The sequence below is a fragment of the Sorangium sp. So ce119 genome (genome assembly GCF_051524405.1).
Taxonomy (GTDB): Bacteria; Myxococcota_A; Polyangia; order Polyangiales; family Polyangiaceae; genus Sorangium; species Sorangium cellulosum_G.
This window is the reverse complement of the sequence record NZ_CP150310.1, coordinates 4,310,992-4,330,199: the sequence shown is the minus strand read 5'-3', so window position 1 is coordinate 4,330,199 and position 19,208 is coordinate 4,310,992. Positions and strand designations below refer to the sequence as shown.

The 19,208-nt window shown below is 74.6% G+C and carries 12 protein-coding genes and 1 pseudogene; 4 read left to right on the top strand and 9 right to left on the bottom strand.

The genetic code is table 11. The features are described 5' to 3' along the window. Nucleotides 1-33: 33 nt before the first annotated feature. Complete coding sequence (locus tag WME76_RS16285) at nt 34-1,050, bottom strand: tetratricopeptide repeat protein (RefSeq protein WP_437961010.1); 1,017 nt, start codon at nt 1,048-1,050, stop codon at nt 34-36. Nucleotides 1,051-1,321: 271 nt separating this feature from the next. Next, nucleotides 1,322-1,783 carry a hypothetical protein gene (locus tag WME76_RS16280; RefSeq protein WP_437961009.1) on the bottom strand — a complete coding sequence of 154 codons (462 nt, stop codon included), beginning with the start codon at nt 1,781-1,783 and terminating at the stop codon, nt 1,322-1,324. 254 nt (nt 1,784-2,037) lie between these two features. Here WME76_RS16280 and WME76_RS16275 point away from each other — a divergent pair, with 254 nt between their 5' ends. Then, a complete protein-coding gene (locus tag WME76_RS16275) occupies nt 2,038-2,370 on the top strand; it encodes a hypothetical protein (RefSeq protein WP_437961008.1) in 333 nt (110 codons plus the stop codon). A 61-nt stretch (nt 2,371-2,431) separates the two neighbouring features. Here the strand turns inward: WME76_RS16275 and moeB are convergent, their stop codons facing one another. Both moeB and WME76_RS16265 read right to left on the bottom strand, forming a co-directional pair. Further along, nucleotides 2,432-3,595, bottom strand: coding sequence for a molybdopterin-synthase adenylyltransferase MoeB (gene moeB / locus WME76_RS16270; RefSeq protein ID WP_437961007.1), 1,164 nt, complete (start codon nt 3,593-3,595; stop codon nt 2,432-2,434). A gap of 88 nt (nt 3,596-3,683) precedes the next feature. Next, nucleotides 3,684-5,243, bottom strand: coding sequence for a hypothetical protein (locus tag WME76_RS16265; RefSeq protein ID WP_437961006.1), 1,560 nt, complete (start codon nt 5,241-5,243; stop codon nt 3,684-3,686). Nucleotides 5,244-5,341: 98 nt separating this feature from the next. Between WME76_RS16265 and WME76_RS16260 the strand changes: the two genes are divergently transcribed. Further along, complete coding sequence (locus WME76_RS16260) at nt 5,342-6,046, top strand: cob(I)yrinic acid a,c-diamide adenosyltransferase (RefSeq protein ID WP_437961005.1); 705 nt, start codon at nt 5,342-5,344, stop codon at nt 6,044-6,046. A gap of 50 nt (nt 6,047-6,096) precedes the next feature. Here the strand turns inward: WME76_RS16260 and WME76_RS16255 are convergent. The 4 genes and pseudogenes from WME76_RS16255 to WME76_RS16240 form a co-directional block, all read right to left on the bottom strand. Then, nucleotides 6,097-6,726: pseudogene (locus WME76_RS16255) on the bottom strand (phosphatase PAP2 family protein); the annotation flags it as partial. A gap of 221 nt (nt 6,727-6,947) precedes the next feature. After that, the gene (locus WME76_RS16250) at nt 6,948-7,748 is read right to left on the bottom strand and encodes a CDP-alcohol phosphatidyltransferase family protein (RefSeq protein WP_437961004.1); all 801 of its coding nucleotides are present in this window, start codon (nt 7,746-7,748) and stop codon (nt 6,948-6,950) included. 238 nt (nt 7,749-7,986) lie between these two features. After that, nucleotides 7,987-9,147 carry a hypothetical protein gene (locus WME76_RS16245; RefSeq protein WP_437961003.1) on the bottom strand — a complete coding sequence of 387 codons (1,161 nt, stop codon included), beginning with the start codon at nt 9,145-9,147 and terminating at the stop codon, nt 7,987-7,989. 351 nt (nt 9,148-9,498) lie between these two features. Continuing rightward, nucleotides 9,499-9,981, bottom strand: a complete 483-nt coding sequence (locus tag WME76_RS16240) for a MarR family winged helix-turn-helix transcriptional regulator (protein ID WP_433937061.1) — start codon at nt 9,979-9,981, stop codon at nt 9,499-9,501. Between the two features lie 346 nt (nt 9,982-10,327). Here WME76_RS16240 and WME76_RS16235 point away from each other — a divergent pair, with 346 nt between their 5' ends. Continuing rightward, the gene (locus WME76_RS16235; protein WP_437961002.1) at nt 10,328-13,102 is read left to right on the top strand and encodes a transglycosylase SLT domain-containing protein; all 2,775 of its coding nucleotides are present in this window, start codon (nt 10,328-10,330) and stop codon (nt 13,100-13,102) included. A 161-nt stretch (nt 13,103-13,263) separates the two neighbouring features. Further along, entirely contained in the window at nt 13,264-14,646 is a 1,383-nt protein-coding gene (locus WME76_RS16230) for a hypothetical protein (RefSeq protein ID WP_437961001.1), read from the top strand. A gap of 71 nt (nt 14,647-14,717) precedes the next feature. On the opposite strand, the gene WME76_RS16225 is transcribed toward WME76_RS16230, so the two are convergent. Continuing rightward, entirely contained in the window at nt 14,718-19,187 is a 4,470-nt protein-coding gene (locus tag WME76_RS16225) for a protein kinase domain-containing protein (RefSeq protein WP_437961000.1), read from the bottom strand. Nucleotides 19,188-19,208 lie beyond the last annotated feature (21 nt).

Here is a 19,208-nt window from a genome sequence, read left to right as displayed (position 1 = left end):
GCCCCCCGGATCAAGCCCGCGGCGCGCCGGACCTCACAGGTGTCGGCGCGCGATCTCGGCCCACGTGCCGGTCGGCTCGAGCTCGAGGTACCTGCGCCAGCACGGGCGCGCCTGCGTCGGGTCGCCGACCTGCTCGTACGCCATCGCCAGGTTGTAGTAGGCGTCCGCGAAGCGCGGATCGCTCGCGATCGCGCCGCGGAAATAGCGGATGGCCTCGGTCGCGCGGCCGCGCTCGAGCATCACGTAGCCGAGGTTGTACTGCGCCTCCGGCTGCGCCGCGTCGAGCTCGAGCGCCTTCATGTAGAGCGCCTCGGCCTGCTCCTCGGCGTTGCGCCGGAAGCAGATGTTGCCGAGGTTCGTGTAGGCGATCGCCAGCCACGGGTCGATCTCGAGCGCGCGCCGGTAGAGCGACTCGGCCTCGTCCATGGTCGACGGGTCCTCGTCGAGCTGGCTGGCCTGCATGTAGAGCTCGTAGGCCGTGCGCGCGCGCTCCCGGCCCACCTTCGGGCGGAGCACGCGCACGACGTCGTCGCGCAGGTCCTTCACCTCGAAGTCGAGCACCATCTGCCCGGTGATCGGCTCGAACGCGCCCGACGCGCTCCGGACGACGACCGCCTTGCCGTCGAAGGCGACGCGGAGCTCGGCGAGGGGGCGCGTCACCCGGGGGAGCGCCGCGCGGATGTTGTCGATCGCCCGCGCGACGTCGCGCAGGCGCACCTTGCGGGCGAGGAGGTCGCGCGCGGCGCGCAGGGCGATCAGATCCGAGAACGTGTACGCGCGCCGGCCGCGCCGGCGGCCGCTCGGCGGCGCGATGCCGGCGCGATCGAGCGAGCGCAGCCGGCCGGGCGAGATGCCGAGCAGCCGCGCGACCTCGGTGCCGGTGAACATGTCGGTGACCGGCTCGCGCGCGCCCGGCGCGGGCATCGGCGCCTCCGGCACGTCGGCCAGCGGGGCGGGCGGGGGCTCCGATACCCGCCCTCCACCAGGGCCGAACACGACGTGGATCACCTTGTCGGAATCGCCGGAGGCGGAACGGTCCTTCTTGCTCATCGCAGCGTCGCCGGCTCCGCGCCGAGGATCGGCGGAGGCAGAGCGCGTCGTGTGGAGCCTACCTCGCCTCGGGCCGGATGGCTCCCGTTCTCCACGCGGGCACGCGCGTCAAGAGGGTGCGGCGCGCGGTCCTGACGGCGTCGGCGTCCGTCTTCCCGTGCGCTCTCCCCTGGGTTTTGCAGCAGGCCTCTCCGCGCGGTGAGCGCGGGCGTACGGGAGCGCGCGGGGTGCGCGACGGCGAGCGGTCTTTGGTGGATCTTTCGCATGGCGATCAGGCGCCCGAGGGGCGCGCCGTCTTCGGCGTGGTGATCAGCACGCGCGCCGTGACGTCCACGGTCAGCGCGATCGACGTCGTGGCCGCGCGCCGCGCGAGCCCGCAGCGGATCTCGGCCTGCATCGGGCCGAGCGGGCCGCCGGCGCGCGCGGTCGCCTCGCGCTGCGCGACGCGGAGCGCCCGCAGCCGGAGGTGGGGGTCGAGCGCGAGCGCCCGGTCGAGCGCCGGGTCGAGCGGCGCGTCCGCGGGCAGCGCGACGAGCAGGCTGGTGGACCCGTAGTACACGAGCGCGCCCTCCTCGTTGCGGGTGCCCCCTTCGCTCAGCACGTCGGCGCGATCGAACAGCGCGTGGAGGCGCCCCGTCGAGCAGGTCACGAGCTCGACGCGCCGCCGGTGAAACAGCGGCGGGCTCTGGACCTTCGCCAGACCGGGACCGGGGAGACGCTCGCAGCGCGGCATTGCGATCGCGATCGTGGCACCGCCGCGCGTCGCTTTCCCAGAAGCGCGCGGAGATCCGCACAAAGTTGCGGCGGCACCCGCTTCTGTGCGGGACGCAGGGCCGCGCGCGGGCGCCACGAATTTGGCCGCGCGCGGCGCGCCTTGCCACGATGCCCGCCGCGCTGAAGGGCGCGACGCGCAGCAACGCAGCAACGCGGCAACGCGACAACACGATGCGCGCCGCGCCGAGGGGCGCGAAGGAGCGACGAGCGACCATGAGCTACACGGGTAACGAGCGCCGCAGGCACCGGGTCTTCATCACCCGCAACACGGAGTATCACGTCCGCGACGAGATCTGCGTCGCCGTCCGCGATCGGGCCGCGCGCAAGTTCAGGCCCGCCCACCTCGCGCTGCACCTGAAGCTCCAGGGCGCGGTCCGGATCAACCCGAACGGCGTCGTGATCCCGGAGCCGCAGCACGCGCGCGTCGGCGCCCCGATCTACTTCACCCAGGTCGACCCGGACGGGCTGGAGCGGCAGATCGTGACGAGCCGCGTGGAGCGGATCGAGCGGCCCGAGAAGACCACGGTGCTCCAGTACCCCTCGTGACGCGCGGGGCGCGCCCTCCCGCGCGGCGAGAGCGCGCGCGGGGAGGCGCGCGTGGCGGCCGTCAGCCGAGGGTGCAGAAGCCTTCGTAGTCGATGTAGCTGGTGATGGTCGGCGACTCGCCGCAGGCCGGGCAGTTCTTGTCGCGGCGCAGCTTGAGCTCGCCGAACTTCATGCGGAGCGAGTCGTAGGTGAGGAGCCGGCCGATGAGGGGCGACCCCTTGCCGAGGATCAGCTTCACCGCCTCGGTCGCCTGGATCATGCCGACGAGCCCGGGGAGGATCCCGAGCACGCCCGCCTCCTGGCAGCTCGGCGCGAGGTGCGGGGGCGGCGGCTCCGGGTAGAGGCACCGGTAGCAGGGGCCGACGCCCGGGAGGAACGTCGTCACCTGGCCCTCGAAGCGGAAGATCGAGCCGTGGACGACGGGCTTCTTCTTGAAGACCGACGCGTCGTTCACGAGGTAGCGCGTGGGGAAGTTGTCGCACCCGTCGACGATGATGTCGAACTGGTCGAAGATGCGGTCGACGTTGGAGCTGTCGACGCGCTCCTGGAACTTCACGACCTTCACGTCGGGGTTCAGGTCGCGGATCGCCGCCTCGGCGCTGTCGACCTTCGGCATGCCCACGCGCGAGGTCGCGTGGAGGATCTGCCGCTGGAGGTTCGAGTTGTCGACCACGTCGGCGTCGACGAGGCCGAGCGTCCCCACGCCGGCGGCGGCGAGGTACAGGGCCGCCGGGCTGCCGAGGCCGCCGGCGCCGAGGAGGAGGACCTTGGCGGAGAGCAGCTTGGTCTGTCCGACCTCGCCGACCTCGGGCAGGAGCAGGTGGCGGGAGTACCGATCCCGCTGCGCCTCCGTGAGGCTCGGGGGCAGCTCGACCGGGTAGTTCAGGTCCTTCCAGCGGACGAAGCCCGGGTTGGCGCTCTCGACGTTGGTATAGCCGAGCTCCTGGAGCGTCTTCGCGGCGAGCGCCGAGCGCGTGCCGCCGGCGCAATAGGCCACGATGTGCGCCGACTTGTCCGGCAGCTTCTGCTCCACTTGCATCTCCAGGAAGCCCCTGGGGATCGAGATCGCGCCCGGGATGTACCCGGCGCGGTACTCCTCTTTCTCGCGCACATCCAGGAGCACCACCGGGACCTTGTCGTCGAGGCGGCGCTTGAGCTCGCTCAGCGAGAGCTCGCGGATGGACTTGCGGACGTCGGAGATGAGGTCGCTATAGGTCGTAGGCATCGTGGCTCCTCAAGAGACTGGGAGACTTAGGTGCGCGGCGCTACGAGTCAACGTCGGACGGAGGATCGCCGATTTCTGGCCGGCTGCGCTAGCGGCCGGGGGGCAGGAGGTCGGGCCTTGACCGGAGCGAGGCGAGCGGCTCCTCCTTCTGCGCCCCCCCTTCGCACTGGATGCGCGCCACCCGGCCGGTGGGCGGCACGGCGTCGACGATCGTCGCCGGGTCGTTCTCGGATTTGCAGAGGGCGAGCACCCGGGTGCCCGGGGCGAGGCGCCCGCTGCGGAGCTGCTTGCGCGAGAGCGTGATCTCCGCGTCGTCCGCGAGCCGACGGACGACGATGTCGGCGCCCCGGACCGCGCTCACGACGCCGAGCTCGAGCGTCGGCTGCTTCTCCCGGAGCGGGCCCCACACGCGCTCGCCCTCGAGCTGGTCGTCCGGCGGCAGCCAGTCGACGGTCGGCTCTGCGGCGAGGCGCGGGAGCGGCGCCCACCCGATCGCAGACTCGAGCGCCGTCGAGAGCGCGGCCGTGCCGGGATCGACGGCGGCCACCAGGGCGTGCTGCTTCGCCTGCCCGAGGATCCACACGGGCGTCGAGGGCGCGAGGCGCTGCTTCGCCTCGGCGTCGACGTTCGAGGCGGGCGCGATCGCGACCGCGCCGTGGGTCCAGCGCATCGACGGCTTCTTCATGGGCTTCATCTGGATCCGCCTCGCCTCGACCCACGCGGCGAGGGCGGCGCGCTTGCGGTCGAGCGCCTCGGGCAGCGCGCTGCTCCCCGGAAGCTCGGCCGCTCCGGGCGCGGGCGCCTCCCAGCGAAGGAGCGCGATGGTGGCGTCGAGCTGCTTCAGCGTGGCCGCCGCGTCCTGCGCGCCGACCGCCTTGCCGGCGAGGTCCGAGAGCCGCGGCGCCGCGGCTGCGCGGACCCGCCCGAGCAGCGCGCGCCCCTGCTCCTCCGAGGCGTCCCCCCGCTTGACGGCGGCGTCGAGCTTCTCGACCGCGTCCGCCCAGCGCCCGGCCGAGACGTCGGGCTCGACCTGCCCATGGAGCGCCTCGGCGACCGTGGCGTCGAGCTCCGCGGTGAGCCGCTCCGAGGCCGCGTCGCCGAGGGCGTTCCTCGTCGGCGCCGCCGCGAGGAACGCGCGCGCCTCCGCGAATTTGCCGGCGGTGGTCGCCGCGTCGACCTTGCCGTTCGCGCACGCGACGGCCTGCGTCGCCACGAGCTTCCGGACCTCCTGGGTGAACGCCTCGCTGTTCAGCTCGTCGATCCGCGCCGACAGCCTGGTGAACGCGCCCTCGCAGTCCTGCTGGTCGAGCAGCTCGCCGGCCTCCGTGGCCCACAGCTTCGCCTCGCGCCGGTCGAGCTTCTCGCGCAGCTCGCCGATCTCGTACCGGTGCGAGTCGACGCCGAGGCCGCTCGCGCCGTCGAGCAGCGCGCGGGCGTCGGCGTACCGCTTGTCGGACAGCGCGCGGCTCGCGTCGTCGATGCGCCGCCGGCTCTGCTCGATGCGCGCCATCTCCGCGGTGACGGCGGGCCGCGGCGCGGGCCGCGCGGCGGGCTCGGCGGCGCAGCCGGCCGCGGCCGGGAGCGCGGCGAGGACGAGGGCGATGGAGAGGGGACGACGGAGCAGCGGCGCCGGTGAACGCGAGGGCATAGGGACAGGACTGTTCCATTCGAACCGGAAGATCGCCAACGCCGCGCCTCCCAGGGGTTGCTTGACCCGGATGTCCTCACGCTTTACGTGAGCTCCCCGTGAGCAACGACGGTACGCGCGGGACGGGTGCCCTCCGGGCAGAGGCCGAGGACGAGCGCGTGTTCAGCGCGCCGAAGATCACGATCAGCCGTGTCTACACGCGGCAGGGGGACGGCGGGCAGACCCGGCTCGTCGGCGGGCAGCTCGTCCCGAAGGACGACGCGCGGATCGAGACGTACGGCACGGTCGACGAGCTCAACGCGCTGGTCGGGGCCGCGCGGCAGACGCTGATCGAGCTCCTGCCGGGCGCGCCCGCCGGGAGCGCCGAGCGGCTGGGGGAGCTCGGGCGCACGCTGCTGCGCGTGCAGCACGAGCTGTTCAACCTCGGCTCGATCCTCGCGACGCTCCCGGAGGACGTGCACCCGAAGCAGCCCCGCGTGACGCAGGCGGAGATCCAGCTCCTCGAGGCCGAGATGGACCGCTGCCAGGCCGATCTCGCGCCGCTTCGCTCGTTCGTCCTCCCCGGCGGCTCGCGGCTCAACACGGATCTCCACGTGGCGCGGACGGTGTGCCGCCGGGCCGAGCGCTGCTGCGTGCGCCTCGCGCAGGCGGGCCAGGCCGATCCGCTGGCGGTCGGCTACCTGAACCGCCTGAGCGACGCGCTCTTCGTCTGGAGCCGCTGGGCGGCCGCGCTCCTCGGGACGCCGGAGATCCTCTGGGAGCCCGACGCCTCGGCGAGCGGCGGCAAGGCGCCGCCCGCCTGATCCGGGCCGCTCTGGTCGGGCAAGGCCCGCAGCACGAGCGTCCACGCGAGCGCGACGTAGGCGTAGCCGAGCAGGGCGTCGAGCAGCCAGTGGTGCTCGAGGTAGATCGCGGCGAACAGCATGAGCGCGGCATAGGCGATCTGGAGGGCCATGGACGGCGCGCCCGCCGTGCGGCGCGTCGCGAGCAGGCCGTACAGCGGGTACGTCACGTGGAGCGACGGCAGCGCGCCGTAGACGGTCGCGCCGCGGCTGTACAGGTCGCGGAAGTAGGTGATCCCGAGCATCGCGTCGACGCGCAGCAGCGCGGCCGGGGAGCTCTGGGCGGCCGGATCGATCGCGCATCCGTGGGCCTGCACGTACCAGGGCGGCGCGGCGGGCAGCAGGCGGTACGTGATCAGGCCGAAGAGGTGCGTCGCGAACGCGAGCCAGGCGAACCGGCGCGCGACCATCGCGTCGGTCCGGTAGAGGTGGAGCCAGTGCGCCAGCATCACGGGCACGTAGGCGCCGTAGGGCAGGGCGCAGAGGAGGTCGAGCGCGGGGCGCTGCAGCCGGGCGAGCAGCTCGCCCGGGGTGAGGCGCCGGCCGCCGATCTCCACGCCGAAGAGCGCGAGCTCCGCCGCGCGCAGCTCGCAGCCGAGGACGTCCCCCGGCGCGACGAGCCCGACGCCGAGCTGCTTCATGGCGTCGTACGCGAGGAACAGGAGCAGGAACGGCAGCGCGTTCAGGAAGAGCCGCCGCGAGCGCTGGCTCGCGTAGACGCTCGTCGCGACGAGGGCGGCCACCGCGAGGTGGTCCCAGCGCGCGGCCCCGCGCCTGGCGAGGAGCGCGGCGTAGGCGAGCCACGGCAGCGCCGGCAGCCACCACAGGGGGCCCCAGAGGGCGCGCGCGTGCCGGAGCAGGATCACAGCGGCGCGCTCGTGGCCTTGCCGCTGCCGAGCAGGCGCCCGCGCGCCGCGCCGGCGTCGCGCGCCGGCGTCCTCGCCCCGGGCAGCTCCGCCGCGTCGGCCGCCGCGAGGGCGGCGCGCGTCCGCTGCACGAGCCGCAGGCCGGCGACGAGCCCGACGCCCGCGACGAGGGCGAGGCACGCGAGCGTGATCGGGTAGGGGAGCGCGCCGGTGAGCCGCGCGGTGGGGACGGCCGGGCCGAAGACGAGCGCCGCGACGACGTAGGCGATGCGCTCATGCCGGCGCATCAGCCCGCTCGGCAGCGCGACCTGGTAGGCGTCGGCCTTGGCGCGCGCGTAGCTCACGAGCGACGAGGCGACCATGGCGACCAGCGGGATCGCGAGCGCCGCGGCGTGCGCGCGGTAGAAGACGGCGAGGCCGATGAGCGGGGCCGCGTCGGACAGGCGGTCGAGGCACGAGTCGAGCACCGCGCCCGCGCGTGACGCCCTGCCGCCCTCGCGCGCCACCATGCCGTCCAGCGCGTCGAGGATCGCGCTCGACACGAGCAGCGCGGCGCCGGTCCGGAAGCGGCCCGCCGCGAGCAGCGGCGCGCAGGCCAGCGACAGCGCGAGCGACAGGTAGGTGAGGGCGTCCGGCGAGACGCGGAGCCGCACGAGCGCGCGGGCGGGGGCGTGGAACGACCAGTAGAAGGCCTCGACGACAGGGCCTGGGAGCAGCGCGGTCCCTGGAGAGGCGCCGAGCCGCGGCATCGTCGGTCGGCCGTGGCGCGCGACGCGCACGGCGTAGGCGCCGAGCACGGCTGTGCAGATTAGGATCGCAAGGGCGCAGGGGAGGACGACCACGGCAAGGGCAATTGCAGGGTTCGAGCCGCGGTCGCCGCGGGACAGGCCGTGCCGCCGCGGGCGGTCGGGCTGCGCCGATGGGGCGGTGAGGGCGCGCGAGGCGCGGGAGCGCGAGCGCGAGCGCGCAGCGGCGCGTGGGCACGTCGCGCGGGAGGGCGCTGGGCCGGATGGCGGAGGAGCGCGCGGGGCGCGGCTACCGGCACGTGGCGCGCGAGAGGCGGACGCCTCGATCCTTCTCTGCGTAAGCGATGCCGAGCTCCTGCCCTGTCCAGGCCAGCGCCGGGTACCTCGCGGGCGCGTCGCCGCTCACCGTGAGCTCGACGCCGGTGGGCGTGAGATCCGGGCTCAGGAGCGTCACGAAGACGGCCGGGTACCGCTCGCGGAACTGGTAGTACGCGACGGCGAGGCTGCGCCCGGTCCACGCGAGCGCCGGCCAGTTCGCGCTGCCTTCGCCCCGCGAGACGACGACCTCGCGGGACACCTCGTTCTGCGCGGAGATCCGGAGCGCGCGGATCTGCTCCGCGCCGCCGCGGGTGTCCTCCCACGCGAGGAACGCGTCGTCTCCGCCGAGCGCGACGCGCGTCAGCTTCGCGGCGACCCCCTGGTGCGCGATCCGCTCGAGCGGGGCGCTCCCCTGGCCCGGCCTCGCGAAGAGGAGCGTGTCGCCCTGCGTGCAGGCCAGCGCGGTCCGCTCGCCGTCGGTCGCGACGGCCGGAAACTGCGCCTGATCCAGCGGCGTCGAGCTGGCCAGCGCGCCGCTGTCGAGCGCGCCGAGCAGCGATCCGCCCGCATCCATCCACGCCAGGAGCACCCCGTCCCGGCTCGCGGCGGCGATGGGCCAGGACTCGGCCGCGCCGCTCTTCACCAGGTCGAAGGCGGCGCCCTCGGCGACGCCCGCCAGCGTGGCCCGTCGGCCGCGCACGACGCTCCCCGTGCCGTCCCGGTCCTGCCAGAGGATGAGCAGGCCTTGCCCGTCGCGGTTTACGCTCGGGTGGCTGGAGATCCCCGGTCCTCCCTCGATCACCTCCTCCCGAAGCCTGTTGCCTTCCGCGTCGAGCACGGCCAGGTGGATGTCGCCCTCGTCTGCGCCGCGCTGCTGCCAGGCGACGGCGAAGCCCGCCCCGGCCCAGGCGATCGACGGCGCGATCCCGTCGCCGCTGCTCACCTCCAGGCCCTGGGCCACGAGCGTGCAGGCGGCGGCCTGGCTCCCGGTCCCTCCGTCGCCGGTCGCTGCGCCGCCGGCCGCTGCGCCGCCGCCGCCGGTCGCTGCTCCGCCGTCTCCCTCGCCGGAGCCGCAGCCCCACGTGGCGGCGATGAGCGCCGCGCCGATCGCGCCAAGAATCCAGTGCCTCATGGTTCCCCCGTTGCGTGGTGATGAGAGGCCCTCGGCGCGGCGTGCGCCGGGCAGAGGCCGCGCCGAAGGCCTCGGGTTGTTCAGGTCCGGCGCGGCGACTCGCGCCGTCACCGGGACGGCGGGAAACGGGTCGCCGTGCGGGACGACCGCTGCTCCTCCGTTCGATGTCCGCGGGGTCGGCCGGTCGCGGCAGCGCTGCGCGCCTCGCGCAGATCGCGCGGCGCACCCGGGCGCCGATCCCCCTTCGCGCGGCGCAGGCGTACCGCGCGCTCCTGGCGCGGGCTCCCGGGCGCATGCGGATCTGCGCTGCCCTGACTGGAACGCGCGCGGCGCGCGCCCGATCCGACGGGGTTACTCGTCGTCCTGCTGCGGCTGCAGCGCCTCGGCGACGGCCGCGAGCACATCCTGCGCGGCCTCGAGCTTGCGCCGGGGCATCGCCTTCAGCGCCTGCCGCACGGCGGCCTCCACCGTCCCGGTGCGGAGGCTGTCGAGCTCGCGCCCGCGCGCGGTGAGGCCCAGGAGCGCGCGGCGGCCGTCCTTCGGATCGACCCGTCGCTCGATGATGCCGCGCTCCTGCAGCCGCTTGAGCACGCCCGTGAGGGTGCTCGGGTGGAGCTGCATGATCTCGGCGAGCTGCCCGGCGGAGATGCCCGGGTAGCGCCCGACGATGCGGATGACGAGCCGCTGCGGGCCCGTCACGCCCATCTTCGCCTCCATGCGCTTCGACGTCGACTGCAGGCCGTGATCGACGGCCCATAGCAGCTTCATGAAGTCGAGCACCTCGCCCAGCCGGGAGCTCTTCTCGGGAGGGGGTGCGGCTTGAGACGAGCGCATCGCCGACGCTTGCTAGCTCGCCCGGAAGCAGGCGGCTAGTGCTTGGCCGCGCGAGGCGCGACCAGCGCCGGCGGGGCCGCGAGGCGGGCGGGGGCGCATCTCCCGTGGAAACGGGGCAGGGCGGGAGGGGGATCACGCCGCGAGGAGGCGCCAGGGCGACGGCCACGCGCGGGTCGCGGCGACGGGCCGGGGAGGGCGATCGGCGGGCGGGGCAGCAGGCGGGAAGGGGGAGGGCGGGGAAGGCAGGGGCAGGGAAGCGCGCCGGGTCGAGCAGCGCACATGACGGCCGCTGTCTCCGCGCTTTGCCGTAGCGCTGGCGGACGGTTTCGGAGCAAGATCGGCGCTGATGAGCTGGGCACGGCGAGCCGCTCTGTGGACCGGGCTCGGCGCGCTGATCTGCGCCTCCGGCGCGGCCGTCGGCCAGGCGCCCTCGGTGCGCGCCTCGCTCTCGGCGGCCTACCGCGCCTTCCGCGATCCCAGCCTGGTCGATCGTGCGCCGGTTGACGCCCCCGCGGTCGACGCGTGCCCTCTGCCCGTCGGCGACGCGCCGCCCGCGCTGACGGCGCTCCTCGTGCGCGAGTTCCAGCCCGCGACGGACGAGGATCTCGAGGACCCCGAGGGGACGGCGCTCGCCACGCTGGCGATGCCGGATCTCGACGTCCCGCTCACGCGGCGCACGATGCGGTTCGTCCGCTTTTTCGCCCAGTCCGACGAGGGCCGCGCCGTCTTCCAGCGCCGCTTCCGGCGCGCCGGCGCGTACCGCGAGATCATCGAGCGATCGCTCCGCGAGGCGGGCCTGCCCGAGGATCTCCTCTGGGTCGCGGCGGTGGAGAGCGGCTTCGATCCCCGGGCGGTCTCGCCGGCCGGCGCGGCGGGGCTCTGGCAGTTCATGCCGAGGACGGGCGAGGCCTACGGCCTGGAGCAGTCCGAGTGGATCGACGCGCGCATGAGCCTCACGGGCGCCACGGACGCCGCGACGGCGCACCTGCGCGACCTGTACGAGCGCTTCGGCCGCTGGGATCTCGCGCTCGCGGCGTACAACCTCGGCCACGACGGCGTCCTCCGGGCGCTGTCGCGGGTGGCGGCGGCGCGCGACCCCGAGGCGCGCGGGCCGATCGGGCTCGCCGAGCTGGCGCAGGCCGGCGCCATCCCGAAGGAGACCGCGGACTACGTGCCGCAGATCGTGGCGTTCGCGATCGTCGCCGCGAACCGCGCGCGCTTCGGGCTGGACCTGCCCGACGTCGCGCCGCTCGCGCCGCTCGACCTCGGCGAGGTCGCGGTGCCGCCGGGGACGCGGCTCCGCACCATCGCGCGCGCCGCGGGCGTCTCGACGGCCGTGCTGCGCGAGCACAACCCCGAGCTCCTGCGCGATCGCGTCCCGCCGGGCCGCGCCGACCACCTGATCGCGCTCCCCGCCGATCGCGTCGCGCGCGCCATGGCCCTCTTCCCTGCCTACCTCGACCACGAGGAGCTCGACGAGGAGGCCGACCCCCCGGGGAACGCGCCCGCCGCGCTGGGCGCCGCGCCGTCGGCGTACGGCGCGGGCGGCGCGCTCGCGCTCGACGACGCGTCGCTGCCGCCCCGCCCCCTGTCGCTCGGCCGGAACCGGCTCCCGCTCTTCACCCCGCCCGGCCAGGCGCCGGCGCCGATGCCGCTCCTCGGCAATCCGGAGGCGCTGGAGGCGAAGCTCCCGATCGTGATGGTCGGCGGCGGCGTGGGCTGGCGCCCTGCGGCCGAGGACGATCCGCTCGGCATCCGGAGCGGCCGCCTCGTCGCGGCGTCGCCCTTCGACGGCGCCGACGGGCCGGGCGCGCGCGGCGCCCTCAAGGGTCGAGAGGCCGAGATCGAGAAGCAGATCGCCCTCCTGGCGGGCGCCGGTCGCGAGCAGGTGCAGCGCTTCCGCCTCCCGAGCGGCATCGCGGTAGACCTCCGCGAAGATCCGGCGGCGCCGCTCGTCTCGATCAGCGCGGCGGTCGCGGTCCCGGCGCGGTCCGCGAGCGACGCCGGCGCCGCGGGGCCCGCGCTCGCCAGCGAGGCGCGCGTCGCGATCACGGTGCCCCCGCGCGACCTCGAGGTCGGGATCGATCTGGTCGCGGCGCGGCTCCGGATGCTGCTCGGCGAGGCGAGCGCGGCGCGCGTGGCCGAGCTCAGGAGGCAGGCAAGCGAGCCCTCGCGGCGCGCGCTCGAGCGGGCGCCGTACGGCCGGTCGTGGATCGCGCTCGGCGAGGCGCTGTTCCCCGCCGGCCACCCGCTCGAGGGCACCCTGATCGGCGCGCGCGCCGACGCGGGCTCGGCGAGCGAGCTCCTGCTCACGGAGTCGCTCCGGCGCGAGCGCGACGCGGCCCAGGCGACGATCTCGCTCTCGGGCGACGTCTCCCGCGCGGCGGTCGAGCAGGCGCTCGCGCGCGCCCTCCAGCGCGTCGCCGCGGAGCCGGAGCGCCAGGTCGGGCCGCACCCGCGCGACGAGCGGCTCGCGCTCGAGGACGCGGTGCCGGCGCCGCGGCTACTCTACGGCTGGATCGCGCCCGCGGAGGGGGGCGCGGACGAGGCGTCGCTCCGGGTGGCGATGGAGATCCTCACCGGCCCGCGCGTCGCGCGGCTCGCGAAGGCCCTGGTCACGGAGGGGCAGCTCGCGTCCGAGGTGACCGGCCGGCTGTCGCTCGGCGCGCAGGCGAGCGTGGCGGCGGTGGAGCTCACGCCCGCGCCGTCGCGCAGCGCCGCGGAGCTGGAGCAGCGGCTCGACGCCGAGCTCGCGTCGCTCGCGGCGTCCGGACCGACGTGGAAGGAGCTGTCCCTCGCGAAGGCCCTGCTCAAGATCGACCTCGAGAAGGAGCTCGCGCGGCGCGCCGCCGTCACCCCGCCGCCCGCGTCCCCTCGGCCGATCACGGATCTGCGGCTGCGCGCCGCGCTCGATCCGGGCAGCTTGCCGCGGCTGCTGCGCGCGCTCGAGGAGGTCGAGCCGGCCGACGTGCGCGCCGTGGTCGCGCGCACGTTTGGCCGCGACCATCGGGTGAGCGTCACGACCTGGCCGCGCGGCGGTGGAAGCGGCGGGAGCGCCCTCGCGACCACGGCTCCCTCATCGCCCGCGCCGCCCGCGCCGGTCGTGCCGCCAACGCCATAGCCCCGCGTTGCGTTGCCCGCGCTTGTATCTAACGAGCGCTACGCCCCTGCCGTAACCGTGAGGATTCGTGTGTTCAGCACACCGTATGCCAGCGGCGTTTCTCACGATGGACTTATGGACAGGTATGGACACCTGGCATCACTTGGAGATAGCAAGGGAGAATGACGACCCCTGCAAAGCCGCTGATGCCTGCAGCGCCAGCGAGCGAACACGCCGCATCGTTCCAGGAAACCGCCTATCGGACCTCCCGCTCCTTGCCGGCGGAGAGCGCGAAGCCGGCGGCCCTCGTGACGCGCAGCGGCGTCGTCGACCGGGCGACGCGGGCCGCGAGGGTGGCTGCCGTCGAGGCGCCCGCCGGGACCTCCGAGCTGCCTTCGCTGCTCGATCAGGTGCACGCGGTGATCGCGCTGAAGGATCAGCCGGTGCTGCGCAACCTGCTCATCACGCAGTGCTACTACGAGCTCTCCGCGGAGCTCGTGAAGCTGCTCGGCGGGCGCAACGCCCACTGGTGCACCTTCGCCACGTGGGCCTCGAAGACCGCAGGGCGGTTCATCCGCAACGAGGAGGTGCCGGCGGTGCTCCGGCGGCTGATCGTCTCGGGCGAGGACGAGCGGGAGTCGTTCCTGCCGCGCTTCAGCTTCACCAGGCTGCGCGGCCAAGGCGAGTCCGAGCGGGAGAGCTCGCCGCGCATCAGCGCCCTCGACCCGCTCACCCCGTGGTGGGGCCACGGGCTCGGGCTGATGGACGTGCCGGAGCGGATCCTGTCCGAGCTGAGCTCCGACATCGCGCTCGGCAACCTCAAGGTGTTCGAGGAGCTCGGACCGCTGTTCGCCCGCATGATCCAGCTCTACCGGGCGTGCCCGCGGCCCGGCGAGGCGCAGCTCGAGGCCCTGATCGAGGGGCTGCAGCCGGGTCCGTCGCCCGACGGCGGGCAGGGGCTGCTCCGCAGCGCCATGGCGCACTACCACGCGGCGATGCTCACGGAGGACAGGGACAAGCAGGCCGAGCTGATCCTCCTCGCCAACGCGCGCGTCGGGCTGCACGAGCAGGTGCGGCTCCAGCCGTACATCGCGCGGGCGCTCAACGGGCCGATCCGCTGCATGATCGAGACGGTCGGCGCGCCCGGGCGGCGCCTGCCCGAGGCGCTGCGGTCCATGGTCCAGGACAAGCTCGACAAGGTGCAGGCGCTCTGGCGCCTCGCGGCCACGAAGGAGATGATGACCATGCGCCTCCCGGACGAGCTCCTCGAGCTCGGCCACGATCTGCCCGCGCCGCCTGGGTCGCCGCTCCACTGCCTGGAGCTCGCGACCATCGAGGATCGCGAGCTCTACGAGCTCCTGCGCGAGTACGACGCGCACGACCACACGACGACCGGCTGCGGCGCGGAGGACTGGGCGTCGCTGAGCGAGCGCATGAGCTACATCCTCGAGCTGTTCCGCTCGCGGCAGTGCTGCCCGAAGCTCCTCGATCGGCCGTTCAACCGCGACCAGCACGTCGAGATCCTCGCCTGGCGCGTGCCGATGCCCATCCACGGCGATCTCTAGCCAGCGCCGCGCGCCCAGCACCGCGCGCCGCCGCGCGCCGGACTCGCCTCGACCTACGCTGACGCCTCGACCTACGCGCGCCGCTGGTCCTCGTCCAGCGCGTCGCCCGCCGCGCCCGCGCGCGCCCCGCGGCGCTCGGACATGTACGCCGCGAGGCCGAGCGCGCCCTGTTGCTCGGCGATCTCGCGGCCCTTGCGGAAGGCGGCCTCGGCCTGCGCTCGCGCCTCCGCGGCGGTCGGCGCGCCGCGCGCGAGGGCGATCTCGCCCTGGAGCCGGTAGAGCTCGGGCTCGAAGTAACGCTCGTCGCTCTTCTCGACGAAGGCCAGCGTGTCCGCGAGCAGCGCGCTGGCCTCGTCGACGTTGCCCGCGCCGAGCTCCGCCTCGATGAGCGCCGACCGCCAGTAGGTCAGCGACACGCGGCTGCCGATGCTCGTCAGCATCGTCAGGCCCCCGCGGATGCGCGCGGCGCCCTCCGCGTGGCGCGCGCGCGCCGCGTCGCCGGCGAGCCCCTGCGCGGCGCGCGCAGCCGTCGCCCAGCCGAGGTCGATCTGGCTGAGCGCCGTCCAGTGGGGCATGCCCACCTCCTCGGAGAGCTTGCTGAGCACGAGCGCGTGCGCGTCGGCGCCGGCGAAGTCGCCGAGCAGGCAGCACAGCACGGCGGCGAAGTGCTCGACGAAGCCGCGGCTCACGGGCTGGTTCAGCTCCTCGCACAGGGCGATCGCCTCGTCGACCGACGCCTTGGCGCGCTCCGGCTCGCCGAGGTGGAACGCGATCCAGGCGAGGTGCGACAGCGAGAACGCCGCCGCGTCGTGGCCGAACAGGAAGGCGAGCGGCAGGTGATGCGCGGGATCGTAGATCGAGAGCACCTTGTTGAAGTGCTCGCGGGCCTCGCGCAGGTGCCCCCGCAGAAAGCGCGTCGCGCCGAGCGCCTGGTGTGCGCCCAGGGAGATGCCGGCGTCGCCCGTGCTCTCGGCGAGCGCGAGGAGCTGCTCGCCGTGCTGCTCCGCCAGCGCGTAGTCGCCGCGGACGTGGAAGAAGATCCAGAGCCCCCACAGCGCCGGGAAGAGCTGCGGCGAGGAGCCCGCCTCCTGGCAGAGCGCGTGCGCGCGCGCGTACGTCGCCTCGACCTCCGGGGCCGCGTAGCCGCGGGTGATCATCAGCGGGACGCCGAGCGTGGTCTGCAGCGTGATCTCGTCGCACGCCCGCTCCTTCGTCTCCGGGAGCTGCCTCAGGAGCTCGAGCCCGCGGCGGAGCTGGCTGATCGCCTCGGCGTGCGCGGAGGAGATGAGCGACGCCTCTCCCGCGCGCTGCCACGCGGCGACGGCGGGGCCGAACATCGCGGCCTCGCTGTAGTGGCGCGCGAGCAGCTCGGGCGGCGTCTCGGGGAAGCGCTCGGCGAGCACGGCGGCGATGCGCGCGTGGTACAGCTGCCGCGTGCTGCGGAGCAGCGACTGGTAGGCCGCGTCCTGCACCAGCGCGTGCTTGAACGTGTACGTCGCGCGCGGCGGGCGCCCCCGCTGGAAGAGCAGCTCGGCGTCGACGAGCTGCGCGAGCGCCTCGCGCAGCTCCGCGGGGCTCGACGCCATGAGCAGCGGCTCGGCGCCCGCGCCGCCCGCGCACAGCTCGAGCGCCTCGTAGCCGAAGGAGCGGCCGAACACCGCGCCGAGCTGGGCGACCTCCTTGGCCGGGCCGAGGCGATCGAGGCGCGACGTCAAGGAGTGCTGGAGCGTGGTCGGGATTTCGAGCGCGTCCATCCACCCCTGCGGGGCGCTCGCCGCGCCGGCCCGCTCCCCTGCGGCTGCGGTGGCGGCCGCCGACTCGAGGACCATGCGCGTGAGCTCCTCGGCGAACAGCGGGACGCCGTCGCTGCGCTCGGCGAGCGTCCGGATCACCTCCTTCGGCAGCGCCGCCTGCTTCGTCGGCGCGCCGCTCGTCGCGTAGGCGCCCGCGAGCTGCTGGACGAGCGCCTCCATCCGCTCGGCGCTGAGCGGGGCGAGGTAGATCTGCGTGAAGTGGGATCGCACCGGCCACGGCGGCGTGAACGTGGGGCGCGCGGTCAGGAGCAGCAGCAGCGGCGACGGCCTCCCCTCGTCGATGAGCCGGCCGAGCAGCTCCAGGGTAGACGGGTCGGCCCAGTGCAGGTCTTCGGCCGTGAGCACGAGCGGCTGCCGATCCGCGAGCCCGAGGAAGAGCTGCAGGAGCGAGGCGATCGTCTCCTGCCGCTGGCGCTGCGGCGTCAGCGCCGGGGCGGCGTGGCGCCCCTCGGTCGGGATCGACAGCAGCGCTGCGAGCAGCGGCACGGCGAGCGGCCCCGCCTCCGCCTCGGCGAGGAGCTGCTCCAGCCGGGCGAGCCTGTCCTCACCGTCCTCCAGCGCCGCGCCGCGCTCGCCCGGCGCCACCCTTCCGCTCAGCGTGCTCGCGCGCTCGCGGTCGCCCACGAGCAGCGCGTTGAGCAGCTCGATCACCGGGTAGAACGCGCTGTTCTGGAGCTGCGGCGAGCAGCGCGCCTCGAGCCACAGGTGCGGCGTCCCGGCCAGGCGATGGCGGAACGCGCGCACGCTCCGCGACTTGCCGATGCCGGCCTCCCCCGTCATCAGCACGACCTGCCCGGCGCCGCCCGCGGCCCGCGTCCACCGGGCCGCGATCTGGTCGAGCTCGTCGTCTCGCCCGACGAGCGGGGTGAGCCCGTGCTGCATCCTCGCGTCCAGCCGATCCCGCGCGGTCGTGCGTCCTTGCACCGCGAAGACCTCGAGCGGCTGGCGCGCGCCCTTCGGGCTGATCTCGCCGAGCGGGTCCACGTAGTAGTAGCCGTCGATGAGCTTCTGCGTGGCGCGGCTGACGAGCACCGTGCCCGGCTCGGCGTGCGCCTTGAGCTGCGTCGCGGCGTTCAGCGTCGGGCCGGCGAGCGACGGCACGGCGTCGCTGTCCGCGACGACGACGATCCCGGTGTGCACGCCGACCTGCACGGACAGGGGCAGCGGCACGAGATCGCGCGCGTTCAGGCGCGACATGTGCTCGACCAGATCCAGCGCCGCCTGCACGGCGCGGAGGGCGTCGTCCTCCCGCGCCACGGGGTGGCCGAAGTAGGCGATCGTCTCCTCGCCGGGGGAGCGGAGGAACACCCCCTCCTGCGCCCCGATCACCTGGGCGCACGCGGCCTGGTACATCTGGACGAGCTCGTGGAACACCTCGCCGTCGACCGTGTCCGCGATGCGCTCGGCGCTGGCGAGCCCGCAGACCAGCACGGTGAGCTGGCGGCGCTCGCCGCGGCCGGTGGCGTGCACCTGGCGCGTGCTGGGCAGGACGCTCGGGCGCGACGGCGACGTGATCCTCGGGGCCACCGGCGTCAGCGACCCATCGGAGTCGCCAGGGTGGAGGGACGGGTTGCGGATCGGCCTCGGCGGCTCGGGGGAGCCGAGGCTGCGGCCCGCCATCGCGAGGGTCGGCGCGGCGCCGAGCCGGGCGTCCTGCTGCTGTTGCTCGACGGATCTGGGGGCCGGGACCGCCGGCGGACCGAAGTCCTCGGAGGCCACGAGCTGGGTCTCCTGGCTCGCCTCGACCTGGTGCGCCGGTCGCGTCACGATCGCCCGCTGCTCCAGCGCGCCGCCGCGCTCCCCCGCGGAGCTGGCGTGGCCTGCGTCGCGGGGCAGGGGCCACGGGATCGTGGTCACGTCGCACGCCTCCAGCAACTCGTAAGCCTCGCGGGCGGAGCGGACGCGGTGCGCCGGCGACTTGGCGGTCGCCTGCTCGAGCAGCGCGCCGAGGGGGTGGCCGCGGAGGGCGCGGGGTATCGGCACCGGTTCGGGGCTGAGCTGGCGGAAGATGACCTCGGCGAGGGTCGCCTCGTGCATGACGGGCGCGCCGATCAGGCACTCGAGGAAGGTGAGCCCCCATGCGTAGATGTCCGCCGCTGTCGTCGGGGTCGACTGCACGAGCTGCTCCGGGGCCATGTAGGCCGGCGTCCCGTTGAACTCCCCGGTGGGCGTGAGGGCGCGGTAGTCGGCGGAGCGCGCCTCGCCGATGAGCGCCGCGATGCCGAAGTCGAGCACCTTGGCGTGCGTCCGCTTGCCGGACCCGGCGACCATGATGTTGTGGGGCTTGAGATCGCGGTGCACGACGCCGCGCTCGTGGGCGAAGCCGATGGCGTCGAGCACATGCAGCATCAGCCGCTTCGCCTCGCTCGGCTCGATCCCCCTCGTGCGCTGGCAGCGCGCGGTCAGCGTCTCGCCGTCGACGTACTCCAGGGCCAGGTAGAGCTCGCCTTCGGGCAGGCGCCCGGCGTCGAGCAGCCGCACGATGTTCGGGTGGCTGAGCTGGGCGATGACCTTCATCTCCCGCTCGAAGCGCGCCTCCAGGGAGCCGGACTCGCGCGAGCGGCGCAGCGCCTCGGGCCGCAGCAGCTTGAGCGCGACGCGCTGGGTGGTCACGATCTGGCGCGCCTCGTAGACGACGCTATGACCGCCGCTGCCCAGGTGGCCGAGCACTTGATACCGGCCGTCCACGAGCGCGCCGACCTCGAGCAATCCATCGCGAGCGGACATCTCTTGATCTCTTACCGCCGA

What these genes read in the sequence shown, in the direction of transcription:
- moeB (WP_437961007.1), bottom strand. Translation starts at nt 3,595, where the DNA reads ATGCCTACGACCTATAGCGACCTCATCTCCGACGTCCGCAAGTCCATC.
- WME76_RS16230 (WP_437961001.1), top strand. Translation starts at nt 13,264, where the DNA reads ATGACGACCCCTGCAAAGCCGCTGATGCCTGCAGCGCCAGCGAGCGAA.
- WME76_RS16265 (WP_437961006.1), bottom strand. Translation starts at nt 5,243, where the DNA reads ATGCCCTCGCGTTCACCGGCGCCGCTGCTCCGTCGTCCCCTCTCCATC.
- WME76_RS16275 (WP_437961008.1), top strand. Translation starts at nt 2,038, where the DNA reads ATGAGCTACACGGGTAACGAGCGCCGCAGGCACCGGGTCTTCATCACC.
- WME76_RS16235 (WP_437961002.1), top strand. Translation starts at nt 10,328, where the DNA reads ATGAGCTGGGCACGGCGAGCCGCTCTGTGGACCGGGCTCGGCGCGCTG.
- WME76_RS16225 (WP_437961000.1), bottom strand. Translation starts at nt 19,187, where the DNA reads ATGTCCGCTCGCGATGGATTGCTCGAGGTCGGCGCGCTCGTGGACGGC.
- WME76_RS16280 (WP_437961009.1), bottom strand. Translation starts at nt 1,783, where the DNA reads ATGCCGCGCTGCGAGCGTCTCCCCGGTCCCGGTCTGGCGAAGGTCCAG.
- WME76_RS16240 (WP_433937061.1), bottom strand. Translation starts at nt 9,981, where the DNA reads ATGCGCTCGTCTCAAGCCGCACCCCCTCCCGAGAAGAGCTCCCGGCTG.
- WME76_RS16245 (WP_437961003.1), bottom strand. Translation starts at nt 9,147, where the DNA reads ATGAGGCACTGGATTCTTGGCGCGATCGGCGCGGCGCTCATCGCCGCC.
- WME76_RS16285 (WP_437961010.1), bottom strand. Translation starts at nt 1,050, where the DNA reads ATGAGCAAGAAGGACCGTTCCGCCTCCGGCGATTCCGACAAGGTGATC.